This is a genomic window from Paenibacillus ottowii (assembly GCF_006874425.1).
Lineage (GTDB): Bacteria > Bacillota > Bacilli > Paenibacillales > Paenibacillaceae > Paenibacillus > Paenibacillus ottowii.
In genome coordinates, this window is the sequence record NZ_VIJZ01000002.1 from 114,820 (window position 1) to 129,002 (window position 14,183).

A 14,183-nucleotide genomic window follows, 5' to 3' on the forward strand; every position below is an offset into this window, starting at 1 on the left:
ATTACACACTCTCCTTTTCGGCAAATTGTGCTTTTGCCTGCATTTTAAGTTTGAAGGATTCGGAAGAAGGAAGGTCCAAAGCATCGACAGAAGCACAGAAGGTTTTGTAATCATTTACTTCCGCTCCGGCTGCAAGATTGGCATTACTGCCATACTTGGACAATAATGCGGACGCGCTGAATGTTTTGCGTTCTGGCTCTGCTGGAGGCGCACCCGCTGCTTTTAACTCTTTCAATTCTTTTTCTAAAGCATCTGCTCTATCTTGAGCAGCCTTTAGGTCAGCAGCAGCTTGTTCTTCAGCAGTCTTCTGTTCAGCTTCTTCACTTGCAGCTTTCATGGTGGTGATATCTGTTTTAATTGCTCCCACCTCTGTGACCACGCTTTGCACACTCGCAGTGATAGCAGTCATACCGTCTTGTAATGCCTTCATAGACTCTTCCATCGCTTTAATTTGTTCCGGTGTCATATCGACATCCTCCTTGTCCTTTTTCATGTTACGAGCAGCAAAGCTCGTTGTTTTATAGGCAGCGGCATCAGCGAACAGGATAGCTGCTCCCGTACCACAAAATTCAATTACATCTAGCACATCATCCAAATCAGTAGCATCCTGAACTGCGGCTTCCATTTCCAACGATGCTCCGAATTGATATTCGCTCCAGTCATACTCAGCCGCCAGCCCATTGTAGTAACGAATAGTCGCAACCACATCAGGAAAATCCTTTGCGTAAATGTATCCATCAATCCATGCATACCCATCAAGCGAACGGTAAGCCTTATCAATCACAGCGACTTTAAATCGCGGATCATGGTCCGCCATACCGTTGGCATAGTCAATATTCAAGGCCATACCAACGAAAGTTTGAAGATATTTGTCGCAAACACTTGATGAAATACGAATACGTTTCCCACCAGCACCATGAGGTGAGCCATCACTTGGTTGGTCAACTGCGAAAAGAGCACATTTGAAAGGAACCTTGTTTGGATGTCCTCCTTCTTCGGATAACTTGAAGTCCTGAACACGCATCCGCTGGTTGCTCATTTTCAACGTTTTAAGCATTTAGATTCTCACCTCCCTCCGTGATATTTCTGTTGTCTGCGTTCTGCTCGGTTTCTCGGTGTCGGCACTGACCTTGGATATGTCAGTCTCACAACACTGCAAACAAACCTTGTAAACACGTCCTCACCGCCTCTCAGGGCAAAATAAAAACACCTACTCTTCAGCGGTGTCAGATTCATCCTTTTCTGTTTTGTTCTTATTGTTCAGCGGATCATCTTCAGGAAGATTGCTTAACAGCCTGTCCTTCTCCCCTTGTATTTCTTCCTGAGTTTTATTCAAATCAATAGCTGCGGTATTACCTGGTTGTAATAATACTTCGCCATGTTTATTAGGCAATGCTTTACGCGCCAGACCATCACGTACTTCATCTGGTGTCGTAACTCTCCGGTCGAGATAAATCGCATCAATATCAGCTTTGAGTTTTTGATCTTTTAACGATGCTTCATAATGAAATTTAAACTCGATCACTCCGCCCAGCTTAAAAATACCGTCAATGATGTGATTGTTGATATGTTCCACAATGTTTTCAGCTATAGACTTGACCGTTTCGTTCGTGTCGTCGTCTTCGCTATCTGCTGTAGAGCGGTTAACATCTTTCGTCTGCCCCAGTTTCTTAGGGGATATATCAAAAGCAATCGCTACGATCTCAATTAAGAAGCGCTGCCACTCAAGAAACAATGCCTTATCATCCGTAGCCCCTAGATCAAGTACACTTGGGTTCTCTCCCCCGATAATTGGGTTCAACCCACGTCCTATTACTTCATTCTCCCAATATGCACGAAAAGCCGCAACCGCCTTGGTATCAGTGTTCTTTCCAAGATTAATCAACTTCCTTATTGCCGTGTTTGAAGCCTGCTTCCCAGCAGAACGATGAGCTGTAATGAAGCTTTGCACCGATTCCCAAACCGTTTCGAGTGGTGATAGTCCAAAAGGAGTATTTGTTCTTGGATTCATTCGTATATACATCAGGTCGGAAGATGTTAAGTGAACATATTGTCCGTTAACCCGCTGTGCATAACGCCATGAATTATCTTTTCCATCCCAGTCCGGGTAAAGGTCGACAGAGAAAGAGTCCACCGGATACATCCTGAACGGCCTAAGAGGATCGCCAGCTTTCAACACTTCCGATGAACCTGCACTACATACAAGCATATCTTCAACCATTTGCTCAATCCATGAACGGAATGAGTCACCAGGATTCGGCTTTAGTAATGATCGTTCAATAACTTTGCATATCTCTCTATATTTTTCTGTATCGTTCTCGTCGATGGCAGCTACGGACCAGTTCAGCTTTGTGATTCCATTCTTGATAACATTAATTGCTCTGCGTGGAATCGGGGATTCCGATAACGTTCGTAAGTTGGTCGGTGTTCTCTTCGGCGCTGGCTGGTTACTTCCCTTACTCATCATGATACCAAACGGGAATGGATAGCTTTCCGTCTGTCGTTCAGGTTCGTTCTTCGGTCTTCCCGCAGCTAACCAATTAATTATCCACTGTCGTACACCCAAATCTGTACCTCCCTTCTGACGCAACAAAAAAGAGGTCAGGAAATTTTTCCTGCCTCCAGTATTCGTTCATATTTCTATGTCTAAATAATATCATTGAGTTATTACGGTGTTACTACGGATTTATGCCTATACCGCAAGAAGTAATCTCGACCTTCTAATTAAAAGGTCGTAAGTTGAACAAATGCTTTCCGCAGTATCATGGATTTCACTGATCACTTGATTAAAACGTTCGGGCTGTTCCTCCTCCCAATCACTCGGCACACTAGAATAATCAGAATTCATTTTATTTACCCAAGTGTTTTTAGCCAAAAGAAATAAAAATTTATTTACGTCTTGGTATAACTGTTTCCTTAATCCTTCAAGCTCTGGATTTACAAACTCCATTGTTGCATTATCTCCATCTTGATGGAAATTCCTCAAATCATCAAGTAAATCCCTTCGATAAGAACCTTCAAAACTATGAGTCCTGATGAAGTTAATAGAACCATTAATAGGAAGCGTTTCCTTAATTGATTCAATAAGACTTATGTCTAAATTCTTATAAGCATCGGTATATTCAAAATCATATTTCACTTCTTTGGATTCTGTAGTTTCATTAGATGGGTTAATAGCACCAAGTTCCCCAATATTCCTTCGAACCTGGTTACAAAATGAACCAAGCGCTGCCGTAAGATCATCTCGTGTACTATCAAAGCGACCGGGAGAAATTCCTAGTAGATCAGTGGGAAGGTGGAGGTCTTGATTTTCAGAAGGGGTTACAAAATAAACCCGTTCGACTCCAATCTTTCCAATAAAAAGTCCTGTTTCAAAAATGACATTGTCTCTAACTGTAGGATTAGCTTTATTTCTCATTTCAGTTATATCATCAGAACTGAAAATAAATACAGCAAAATCACTAATGGAAGCCTGTTTAATTAAGCTGCTCAATGCCGTAACAGACAAATTGAATACACCTTGGGTCCAAACGGTGCATTCGGCATCATAATCTAAATTTTCCTGTACAGCGAAAGCAATTGCTCTTGACTCTGCTGAAGATCCAATAAATAGCTTCGGTTTCATGAAGTCCTCCAAATAATATATTTATGTTGTTAATTATATAACTATCATTTGTTCTCTTCCATAAATTTCAACCAAACGCAAAACCGGATTCAGTTTGAACATTTGCAAACGCCAAAATAAAACCATCTGCTCTGTCTGGAGATTGAAGGCCACGTTTTTTCATATCCTCTTTACGCTCCAGAAATATCTTGCCATTACTACCCATCCGCCATTTTCGGGAAGTGAGCTGCGTTATCAGTTTTTCATCATCTGGCAACTGTAAATCTCCAGGTTTGCCAAGAACATAATTACTCATGTTAGCCTCAAGCATTTCCTTTATGTGGCCCCATTGCTCTGCCCCAAGATTGCCGTAATGAGCATCTTCTGCTGCCGATCCGTTATTAACTGGAATAATGGTGTAGCCCAACCCTTTCTCCTCATTAATCTCATTCAATCTATCTGTTACAGCTCCACCTATTCCGCTATCATCAATTCTTATTTCTACTTCATCCACTTCTGAATGTTCGACCTTCACATCATCAACCAGGCGCAATACCCATCCTGTAGTTGTCATAGTGTCCTGCTTGTGGTGGAAATGAGTCTTTACCACCTTGCCGCCCATACGTGCATACATGGTTGTCTCATCATCTCCAAAACGTGCAACGTCAACGCCAACAAATAGCTTTGTTCCAGAAGGTTCAATTTTAACTTCATCTTTGGCAAATTCAGCAGCTTCCAGAGAGATGAATGTATCAGATTCACCACGGGGAAACTCGCCTTCTACACGGACACGCCATACATCGCTTCCCTCTCCATATTTCCGCTTAAGCATAGCGATGTTTTCTTTACTTGTTCTAGGACTGTCCAAACAGGATACCTTACGTGTTTTATAATCGGATCTATCCTTATTGTGTGAATCATAAAAAACACCCGACGTTTTTGTCGGGTTGCCGCACATCAATATTTTGTTGAACTCACCCGACAACGTACCTAAAATAGCTTCCATGATTGGATCAGCAACACCCGATGCTTCATCCACAATAAATAGCATGTAGTCCTCATGGAAGCCCTGCATATTCTCAGGCTTGGTTGCTGTCCGAGCTGTAGCGAACCAGCGTTCCTCATAATTCTTCATGTATATTTTGGTCTTAGTCCACTTAAGGATTCGTTTCAATACCGGACTTTTAGATTGCCATTTATTAATCTCAGCCCATAACACGTCATGTAGCTGCTGTCTTGTAGGAGCTGTACAAATCACCTTTGGATAAGGGAAGCAGGACAGAAACCAAAGGGCTGTTGCAGCTTCCAGCCCAGTTTTTCCTACGCCTTGACCTGAACGTACTGAAACGCGCGGATTATTAGCTAAATCCATTAGAGTGCTTGCCTGCCAATCATCAGGGTAGAACTTAAGCATTTCTTGACAGAACAATATAGGATTCTTACGATACTCAGGAATCCGTATCTTGAATGCTTGAAGCCTCCGTTTCGTCTCCGGCGAATCCTTCTGCTTCATCACCTACCACCGCCTCTACCCAATCGTCAATTAGATCGTCTTCTGTATTTCCTTCTCCCGTGACTTTTGCTCTTTCAAGTTCAAGTTTCTCACGCTGCATCTTAAGTTTTTCATCTTCAACCATTCGTTTATGTTTGTCTGGAAGCAGATCCATGTATTTAGTCAGCACATCCAATGCCTTAGTTTTATCGTGTAGTTTAACACTTACGCCATCCTTGCCCTGCTTGACTTCTGAAACCAGAGTACCATCAATTTCATCACTATTTTTAAAAGAAACATAATTGTATCTGTATTTCTTCGTTTCTCCAGTGTCTGGATCAAACACAGGGTCTCCTTCTAAGCCAAGAACATCCTCTTCCTTTTGACCGAATTCTACGTAGTCCGTTATGTCTGCAAAAGCAATTTTCATGTACTCCATTAGAACGCGCTGAGCATTTAAACCAACCCCATCCATCAGGGATTCGTTGTAATTCTGTATCGCAGCCTTAATTTCAGGTTTCCTCAATAATTCCCATCCAATTGAATATGCTGTTTTCTTACTATATCCAGCAGCCATTGCCGCCCTTGTCGCGTTGAAATCTCTGAGGTATTCCATTATGAAGATCCGCTGTTTCGGCGTTAACCCCTCTTCGTCCGGAATTTCCGGTTCTGGCTTCTCCTCGATTACTGGAACGCTCTTTTTTGTTTTGGAACGCTCCATATCAATAGAGCGTTCCGGTATTTTTTTCGGAACGTTCCGTATTTCTGGAGCAGCGTCTTTTAGCTCTTTAGAGAGCGCATCAACTGTTAGCAGGGTAGCATATACCTCTCTTGGCTTATCACCTTGATATGTACCGACAAATTTACGCCGCTCCATTTCATCAATCAGTCGAGCTGCTCTGCTATAGCCTATCCTCATCCTTCTCTGTAATAAAGAAACCGAGGCTTGTTTGGCCTCGGCTACAATTTGGACAGCTTTTAGAAAAAGCTCATCAGGATATGATGTTGGGTCTTCATCTTTAACTGGAGCCTCTTTATTATAAGGCGCTCCATTTTCATCAGAACGTTCCGTATCCTTCACTTCTCCAGCAATTAAACCCTCCCACTTATCTTTAGCCTTCCATCCTCTTACCGTACCTTCAGATACACTAAGTTGAGAGGCTATATCTGTGAGACGTATGTTGCCGGAACTGGCTTTGTATAAATCAAATGCTTCGTCCCGTTTCGGATCTCTCTTTCGCCCCATAATCTTATTATTCACCCCTTTTTGATAATGTATCTGAAGCTAAGGAAAAGTTTCCTGAACAAATAAAAAAGCCACTATTCAGCAGCTTTCTCTTGTTTTTCTTTGTATTCTCTTCGATAGTCCACTCTAATGTTAAAAGATTTTTTATACCAATTTCGTCCAAAGAATTCCCAGTAGCCTTCTTGAATGTGAAATTCACTTTTCATTTCTGTCCAATACAAATAATTCATACCAAGGGGGAACCATATAAACCATGTTAAAAATAGCGGTACTACTACATAAAAAATTAGTCCATCCCTTATCTTCTTCTTCACTCAAATTCATCTCCTATATTGTTCCATACGATAGTATCGACATTAAGGATACAGAATTTTATAAAACAATACAGCCTTTCATTCAAAATTAAAAAGAGCAGCGTAAAATCGCTGCTCCTATTGTAGTGATCGTTAATTTGAGTCCTGTCTCCGATTTAGTTTTGAATGCGCCCTAACCCTCCGTCATGCGCTTGCCACTGCCGCTCCCTTATACATGCGGAATGGTTCCCAACGGGAATTATTTCACAGCGATTACCGTCAATCGCTATAGTCCGCATTACGTGCGGAACAATCTGCCGCCCTTATTGATGGGGTATTATGACCCTCTTTACGGCTGTTCGAATTAGTTGTAGTTCGATGTGGGCGAGGCGTGTATCGCGGCCTTGCGTCTATTCCGCCACCACATTTAAATCTTAACGATTACAGAAGTTGACTAGCTAGTGATTTAAGGCCACTTGGTACAGCAATTTGTTTGCCATTATCTTCATTTCCGTTTACATAAGCTGTGTCTTTGTCTGCATAATAGATTACACCTTCGCCGCCGATAACCGGAAAACCACTTTCGTCGTAATCCAAATTTGTACCCACATACTTGCCATGCTTAACTGCTTCATCTTCCAATGGATGGAGATGGAGAATTTTTTCCTTGTCCAAGTAAGCGTAACTATGTGCCATGTTTATTGCCTCCTAGAATGGATTTAATTTGTTCCTGAATAAAGTGTAAATCCTTTCTACTACGCGCCTACTACGGATTTATTAGTTCCTACTATCAGCAGAAAATAAAGTAGTAGACTGAGCCTAGAAATTGAAACAGCGACAGCCAAGAACGAAAAAAAAGTCCTAGACTGTCGCTTTTCCATTGAACTAACGTTCCTCGTTAGTTGAATAAGCACGCTTTCTTTTATTACACAATATCTTCGTACTGTTCAGTATTTCTATCATTCATCTTTTACTGTTATTATGAGAAGTGTTAGACTAATATAGGTTTTATATACTTATTACCGATTACTAAGATGTGTAATCAATGAAAGGATTTGATGAATGTGGAATCGACTAATTTCAAAGTTATACCTGAAAAACTTAAAGGTAGGACGATTGAAGATGTCGCCATCACTACTAATGCTGTGGTTATTAAATTTACTGATGGTACTTTTTTAGATATCTATCTCGATGAGGCTGCACAAACATTAAAGACATCAACAAACAAGCTGGATAGTTAACTCAACACTTTACACTTAGCTATCATTTTCCCAGCTTCCTCCTTCACAGTTTGCGTCAAATGCGACATAAAACCTCCACTTATCTTGTTCAACTAAACTGCCCGTTAGCTTAATGAAGCATCGTCAAGACTATTACTTTATTTTCAGTCTAGAACTTTAGACACCTAAAATTAAGACCGCAAAGGCTTAAGCCCTTACGGTCTAATTTACTTCTGGCATCCTCAGCCCAATTTCTCCTTCTTGGTTTCGTCCCCGGCCATAGTCGATGGTGACAAAATCCAATGTACGGTTTGTTTTTAGGCTGTTTGCTATATTAACAATAACCCTACGCCGTTTATCTGCAAATGTAGTTGCTGAGATAGGAGGAATGTCCTTGCGATAACCTTTTTCCAAATATTGTTGAGCTTTGAGATATTTCATACCATCCAAAAATAACAGCTTTGCTATCAATCCCTCGTGCTTATCACGCATATTATTTATTGCAAACTTAATGTTATTCGTAAGGAATTGATAGAATTTATAATTCACATGGCGCTGGTCTTTGAGCAGAACGGCGTTAGCTGTCACATCTGCTGTCAGTTCTTGTCCAGAAACTCGCTTGGCAACCGAGCCTTCCGCTGAAAGTAGATCATATGCAGCCATTCCGTTTTCCAATTGTTGAAGTGAGTATTCATAGTTTTTGATTACATCAATTAAGTCAGTATATTTGTTTAGCAGCCACTTTGTTTTTCTTATATCTACCGCATCTACATCGTCAAAAAAGTTTACTTGGACTATTTCGTGTGTATCAGAAGAATCTTTATGAGATTGATCACTTATTATTACAGATTGCATATGTTCCATAAACACGCATCCCTTTCAAAGGAAAATGATATATTATTTGAATTTCAAGAAATAAATATAGTTATCTAGGACTGATTAAATCTGCTATCAACATAAGCTATAAGTTGTCCGAAAACCAAGTATTATCCCCGAACTATTAAGATAGTTAAACCACTACCGCACATAGCAACAATATCTTTCTTAACCTGTTTATTTCTCAGAATATTCCACTTGTGATATTATACTTCATATAGGCTGACAGTCGCTGCCAAATTAAATATAGATTAAAAAATACAAAATTCGACAAGAAGGGGACTACCTAACATGGATATTTACGATTATGCAAGAAACCCATTAAAAGAGGATTGGCAAAAGATTTGTGGAGAAAAGGTAGAGGTCATTAATAACCTCGGCCTCAGTGATCCCAAGAGAAAGTTTAATGTTCTTAATCTCTTTGATGGCTACCATGGTATTAATTTGAGCTACTGGATTCGAGAATTCAACAACAGAATCTTTGATTTGATTACTAACTACACCTTACTCAAGTCCTATTATGATGCCGGAATCCCAGATGAAGAATGGTACAAATCACCAGGCGATAATGGCGAAAGCATTCAATATTTTCCGCATTTTAAAGAAGAGCATTTTGGTAATTTGTATTGGTTCAGTTTTTATATGGACAGCTACTATACTCGATTTGAAGGAGTAATTGATTCGGTCTATCATCTTGTCAATGTAAAATATCAGTTTGATGTGGAGACAACTCTAGGTTTTAGAATTAGAGTAATGAAAAAACTTAAGACGAAGGATAGTGATCTTTATGCATATCTCAATTCATTACCAGAAAACCCTGTATTTAAAGAGATAAAGGACTTCAGAAATAATATTGTACACAATTTCAGACCCAACCAAGTTGATTCTGGTTTATCCAAAACTAAAAATGAGGACGGCTCTACAACCTATTCTATGGGGATCGGTAATTACACTTCTTCAAGTGAGTTTCTAAATAACATTAACGAAAGCTTGGATTTGTTATTAGAAATTACAGACAAGATAAGAGAGAAGGTTAGTTTGTCTGAGTAGTAGAGATAGGTCAAGTTATTAGCTGATATCCTTTTATAAAAATACCAATTAACCTTAATATTTTACCTATTCATAATTAGGAGGATTCGTTATACCGCTGGGTCAGTCACTGTTTCCCATGATTAATTACATGTATCGGATAAGTTGATTCTTTGTAATAATCAGGGTTTACATAACATTTTCTAATATTATTTCTGGCTTCTTCATAATCTTATATCCTGCTTCTGGGTAGAGGGACACCGCGTCCTGTATTATTTACATGTAAGCGAAAGATATGATCGGGTGCAGGTGTTACCTACACCCTGTATCGGTTTAATCCCGATGATCCATTTCAAGTTCGTCCATCATCCGCTGCAAGTCTCCCAAATCCAGATTGTTATCCTCAATCCCCTCTGCTTCAAGGCGGTTAATTTCCTCGCGCAGATCGTGCCACATCATATAATAATTTGGTATCATATCTATCATCCTTCCAACGCTCAACCAGGAGCGTATTGTATTGGTGGTTACTCTCCTTGGGGGTGTAGCAGCTCCGGGTTATCGTGTATGTTTCCAGCGATATGCATATTTTCTTCACCAAATTCATCCAACGAATGCAAACGTCCGGTGGAGTGGCTTTTCAGCACGTAACCAGCCGTTTCCTTGTTCCAAACAACCATATATTTGCTATCATTGTGCGTACACCCGTATTCACTATCGCAGTCGCAGGCAATGAACATAATGTCGCAATCGTAAAACTCTAATCCGTAATATTTTACAAACTGACCTACTGTTTCAGGGTCTACTGGATGTGATTGCGCTCTATGATCTACAATGTCCACCCTGCCGTTGTGCTGCCAGATATCTCCGAATACCCATTCGGAGATATCAAGCCGTTTACCACGGAATTTAATATCTCTCATGCTTATCGCTCCTTATATAGGGGTGTAGGGTAAGAGGCTGTTATGCCTCATTCAAATTCAGGGTTTCCAAACTCCGTTTCGTAATCATCTATGACCAGTGTTGCTTTTTGAGTCCACATCTTGAACAAAGTCGCATCCAATCCGTACATTCCACCCATAATCACACGGTTATCGAATTTCTTATCTGAAACCTCGGCTCTTGATACGGTCATATCTTTTTCAAGCGATATCATATATTTGCATTGGTACCACTCAACATCTTCTTTCGGGTCCATATATACGTACTTGGTTCCGTATTTTTCCTCTACAATAACCGTGATTTGCTCAACCTCTTCATAAGACAGTTCTTCAAGTTTAAGCTCATCCTCAACCATTTCTTTTACTAATTCTGATAATCTATATTCATTCTTCCCTGTTCCCAGCAACTCTTGTAACTGCTCTTGTATTCTCGCTGCGCCTTCTTCATGAATCGAACGCTCTAACTCACTTTTAATAACGTTCAGAATAACTTGGTTGTACGAAGGGATGTCCAACTTATCGAGATTGATTTGTAGTTGCCCTTTTACCGTTTCTTTCAACCCTTTTCCGAAGTCACTCCAACTACGCAAGGAATCTTCGACAACATCCTTAATAGTTTCTTCCAGTTGCTTCTTAATGATTTTCTCTACATAACCTTCTTCGTTTAATGCTGCCAATTGGTTATTAATGATTAAGTTCATATCCATGTGTTATCTCTCCTTTATAGGTAGTAGGGGGTGTATCCCCCTTAAAATAGTGTTAATTGGCGATTGTCGAAGTTCATTAGCAGTAGTTCCTCGGTTTCCGTTCCCAATCCATCACCACCAACAACCTGCTTATATGCCTGGAAGGTATCTCTGTTCCAGTTTGGGTAAAGTTCGTCCAGCAACGGATCCGCATAATATGAGAGAACAACGTTTCCCTTCACGTCGTTTAAAATAGCAGCCAAATCTCTGTGTAACTTCTCCGGGCTTTCCTTGTCTTTATCCGTTAAGGCATACTGTTTTTCACGACCGATGTAGGGTGGATCGACGTAAAACAAAACGTCTTTCCCATCGTATTTAGGAATCAAAGTCCGAAAATCAAAATTCTCAATCATCACACATTTCATCCGTTCAGCGAAAGCACTAAATAACTGGCAGGCGCTTATATACCCTGTCGCTGGGTTGGATCCGGACTTTGTGCTGTGCCTCCATCCTGTTCTTGCTATCTCATTCGCGTTCCCCTGGGATATGCCGGAACGATTCATGTAGAAAAACCTTACAGCTCTTTCGAACGGATCTCGAGGTAACGGTTCGTTTAGCCATTGCTCGTAAAGCATGCGGCTATATGGCAGGCTTTCGCATTCATTTTGTAACTTCTCCGGTTCTTCCCTCGCAACCATGAGGAAGTTCACTACGTTACCGTCAATATCGTTGTACACCTCATGCGCTACTCTTGGCTTCTGAGAGATTACATGAGCAGCTCCGCCAAAAGGTTCGATATAAACGCGGTGCGCAGGAAACTTGCTTATGATGTGCTGTGCATATTTGCTCTTACCGCCAAACCAGATTAATGGGCTTCGTACTCCTTGCATGGTGTATCCCCCTTATAGACTGTCATTTATGGCTTTTATAGCTGCTAGGATAGGGTATATCTGATACGGCACCACCGCGTTTCCTAGGGCCTTTATTCTATGCTCGTCCATCCTTCGGGAAACCCCATAAGTCGCTCTACTAAAGTCGGCGGCGGATACTTTAGACCATGTACTTGTCTGCAATAATCCCTGAAATTGTTGTTCGGCCCTCTGCCGCATTTGGCTGCGGCCTCGGGAGACCTGCCCCCCCTGTAATCGCTGGCAGTCGGTGTAGGCAAGAATGAACACCCTTGCTCTCTCATGTTGCGCGTCAACAGCTCCAGCCGGAATAACGAACGGTTGCGCGGTGTAGCCGATGTTGTCCAGGTCATCAAGCACATCGTCGAGTCCCAATGTGATGTGACCAGCAACATTTTCACCAACAAACCAAGGGGGCCTAATCTCTTGTAGTATCCTGCTAACCTCCGGCCAGAGATGACGGTCATCTGCTTCGCCTTTTCGCTGCCCGGCGTTACTAAAAGGTTGGCAAGGATATCCGGCGGAAATAATTCCAATTGAGTCTGTGTCGATTCCATCAGCCTGTAGCCTCTCTTTCGTTACGTTTCGTACATCATCGTAGATTGGGACCATGGGCCAGTGCTTGCGAAGCACTTGCTGCGGAAACGGCTCACGTTCGCAAAATGCTACCGTCTCCATGCCTGCCCAATGAGCAGCCAAATCAATTCCACCGATCCCAGAGAACAGGCTTAATTTACGCATATGTGTATCCCCCTTATGGAGGGCTGTTCCCTCCTTCTTATCCCCTATGGGGCCTAATTTCTAGCCCACTTAACCTTAATCCCAGCTATTTCACACGCCTTTTTCATCCCTTCGCGGAAAGCTGAATCTTCACTAGGGGTTGTTGGACATGGTAGCCCTTCCCTATACAATTCCAATAGCTTTTCTTCCATTGTTTGTTCGACTTCATAGCCGATGTATAAAGCACGAATGAGTTTGTCTAGCGGCATACCATTCAGTGGCTTCATTTCTTCCCAAACCCAAACCTCAGTTACGTGCTTTCTAACCAAACCTTCAATATCCGAACGTTCCTCTTTCCACAGTTCAATCGCCTTTGCCTGTGCTTTGGTTAAAATCACTTTATCCATGTGTTTGTCCTCTCTGCCCTTGGGGGCTAATCTTCAAATCGTTCACCATAACCATATGAAGGAGCTGGTTTACTGAAATTGTTCAAGGCATCGGATATCATGATGCTAAATACACTCATTTGCTTAGTATCCATAGACTCTAGCAACCGAATCTCTTTGCTTTTTAATGAGCGTCCCGCCGCTGTAGTAAGTAAATCCATGACTGGCTTTATAGATTCCAATCGTTCCTGCTTTTGAGCTATCAAACGTTCCTGTGCCGCCTGCTTGCGGTTGAACTCTTCCCAATCCTGCTCGTCATACCAAAATCTAGGTCCATGAATCAGAGAGTATGTTGATATCCAGCTTTGAAGCTCTTCTTCGTTCGTCTGAATACGGTCATGACACAAATCGCAGACACGCATGGCATTGGTCTTAACACCGCGTCCGCTCCGACCTCTTGGCATTACGTGGTGAGTTTGTGTTGCATTTCGTCCGCAGTTGCACTGGCATAACCCATCCGTTTCCTCAATCAGTTCCTTAACAACTTCTGGTGGAAACTCGGCTCGATCAGCCCGGGATGGACGTGACTGGTGGTGAGCAAAGATGTCTTTCTTCCAATCTGGAATCGGATTTCTGCTTTTCTTTCGCTGTCCAAGGCTGCTGTACGACTTCTTCTCTTTAACTTTTTTCTCCGGTTTCCAGAATGTTTGATGAGACATTCTCCCTCGCCACCTTCCCAACAGATTGATTCGTATTTTCTGTGCTTATGCTTATATTTTGTGCCT

General features: G+C 41.5%; 17 protein-coding genes. 2 read left to right on the forward strand and 15 right to left on the reverse strand.

The window, feature by feature from the left end; all coding sequences use genetic code 11:
* Window position 1 precedes the first annotated feature (1 nt).
* The 7 genes from FKV70_RS04560 to FKV70_RS04590 all read right to left on the reverse strand — a co-directional run bounded on the left by FKV70_RS04560 (window position 2) and on the right by FKV70_RS04590 (window position 7,331).
* Window positions 2-1,057 (reverse strand): 3-oxoacyl-ACP reductase, encoded by a 1,056-nt coding sequence (locus FKV70_RS04560; RefSeq protein WP_142611981.1) that lies wholly within the window; start codon window positions 1,055-1,057, stop codon window positions 2-4.
* 153 nt (window positions 1,058-1,210) lie between these two features.
* A complete protein-coding gene (locus FKV70_RS04565) occupies window positions 1,211-2,566 on the reverse strand; it encodes a phage portal protein (protein ID WP_142611982.1) in 1,356 nt (451 codons plus the stop codon).
* A gap of 126 nt (window positions 2,567-2,692) precedes the next feature.
* Window positions 2,693-3,625, reverse strand: a complete 933-nt coding sequence (locus FKV70_RS04570; protein ID WP_142611983.1) for a nucleotide-binding protein — start codon at window positions 3,623-3,625, stop codon at window positions 2,693-2,695.
* 67 nt (window positions 3,626-3,692) lie between these two features.
* Entirely contained in the window at window positions 3,693-5,117 is a 1,425-nt protein-coding gene (locus FKV70_RS04575) for a DEAD/DEAH box helicase family protein (RefSeq protein WP_142611984.1), read from the reverse strand.
* Window positions 5,053-6,357, reverse strand: coding sequence for a terminase small subunit (locus FKV70_RS26875; protein WP_280115059.1), 1,305 nt, complete (start codon window positions 6,355-6,357; stop codon window positions 5,053-5,055). Before FKV70_RS26875 ends, FKV70_RS04575 begins: the two co-directional genes overlap by 65 nt.
* 59 nt (window positions 6,358-6,416) lie before the next feature.
* Complete coding sequence (locus FKV70_RS04585; RefSeq protein WP_142611985.1) at window positions 6,417-6,656, reverse strand: hypothetical protein; 240 nt, start codon at window positions 6,654-6,656, stop codon at window positions 6,417-6,419.
* A gap of 420 nt (window positions 6,657-7,076) precedes the next feature.
* Window positions 7,077-7,331 (reverse strand): hypothetical protein, encoded by a 255-nt coding sequence (locus FKV70_RS04590; protein WP_142611986.1) that lies wholly within the window; start codon window positions 7,329-7,331, stop codon window positions 7,077-7,079.
* 368 nt (window positions 7,332-7,699) lie between these two features.
* Here FKV70_RS04590 and FKV70_RS26035 point away from each other — a divergent pair, with 368 nt between their 5' ends.
* Window positions 7,700-7,876, forward strand: a complete 177-nt coding sequence (locus FKV70_RS26035; protein ID WP_167669709.1) for a hypothetical protein — start codon at window positions 7,700-7,702, stop codon at window positions 7,874-7,876.
* Between the two features lie 201 nt (window positions 7,877-8,077).
* Here FKV70_RS26035 and FKV70_RS04595 read toward each other — a convergent pair whose 3' ends face one another.
* Entirely contained in the window at window positions 8,078-8,719 is a 642-nt protein-coding gene (locus FKV70_RS04595; RefSeq protein WP_142611987.1) for a hypothetical protein, read from the reverse strand.
* A gap of 303 nt (window positions 8,720-9,022) precedes the next feature.
* Here FKV70_RS04595 and FKV70_RS04600 point away from each other — a divergent pair, with 303 nt between their 5' ends.
* Window positions 9,023-9,781 carry a Cthe_2314 family HEPN domain-containing protein gene (locus FKV70_RS04600; RefSeq protein ID WP_142611988.1) on the forward strand — a complete coding sequence of 253 codons (759 nt, stop codon included), beginning with the start codon at window positions 9,023-9,025 and terminating at the stop codon, window positions 9,779-9,781.
* A 312-nt stretch (window positions 9,782-10,093) separates the two neighbouring features.
* Here the strand turns inward: FKV70_RS04600 and FKV70_RS25855 are convergent, their stop codons facing one another.
* Genes FKV70_RS25855 through FKV70_RS04630 form a run of 7 tightly spaced genes read right to left on the reverse strand, consistent with a single transcriptional unit; the run spans window position 10,094 to window position 14,117 of the window.
* On the reverse strand, window positions 10,094-10,237 hold the full coding sequence (locus FKV70_RS25855) for a hypothetical protein (RefSeq protein ID WP_162305662.1): 144 nt from the start codon (window positions 10,235-10,237) through the stop codon (window positions 10,094-10,096).
* A 47-nt stretch (window positions 10,238-10,284) separates the two neighbouring features.
* Window positions 10,285-10,680: a YopX family protein gene (locus tag FKV70_RS04605; RefSeq protein WP_142611989.1), complete on the reverse strand. Its 396-nt coding sequence runs from the start codon at window positions 10,678-10,680 to the stop codon at window positions 10,285-10,287.
* A 47-nt stretch (window positions 10,681-10,727) separates the two neighbouring features.
* Complete coding sequence (locus tag FKV70_RS04610; RefSeq protein WP_142611990.1) at window positions 10,728-11,405, reverse strand: hypothetical protein; 678 nt, start codon at window positions 11,403-11,405, stop codon at window positions 10,728-10,730.
* Window positions 11,406-11,446: 41 nt separating this feature from the next.
* Entirely contained in the window at window positions 11,447-12,274 is an 828-nt protein-coding gene (locus FKV70_RS04615; protein ID WP_142611991.1) for a DNA adenine methylase, read from the reverse strand.
* Between the two features lie 12 nt (window positions 12,275-12,286).
* Complete coding sequence (locus tag FKV70_RS04620) at window positions 12,287-13,033, reverse strand: DNA cytosine methyltransferase (RefSeq protein WP_142611992.1); 747 nt, start codon at window positions 13,031-13,033, stop codon at window positions 12,287-12,289.
* 53 nt (window positions 13,034-13,086) lie between these two features.
* Window positions 13,087-13,419, reverse strand: coding sequence for a hypothetical protein (locus tag FKV70_RS04625; RefSeq protein ID WP_142611993.1), 333 nt, complete (start codon window positions 13,417-13,419; stop codon window positions 13,087-13,089).
* 26 nt (window positions 13,420-13,445) lie between these two features.
* Window positions 13,446-14,117, reverse strand: a complete 672-nt coding sequence (locus tag FKV70_RS04630) for an HNH endonuclease (protein WP_142611994.1) — start codon at window positions 14,115-14,117, stop codon at window positions 13,446-13,448.
* Window positions 14,118-14,183 lie beyond the last annotated feature (66 nt).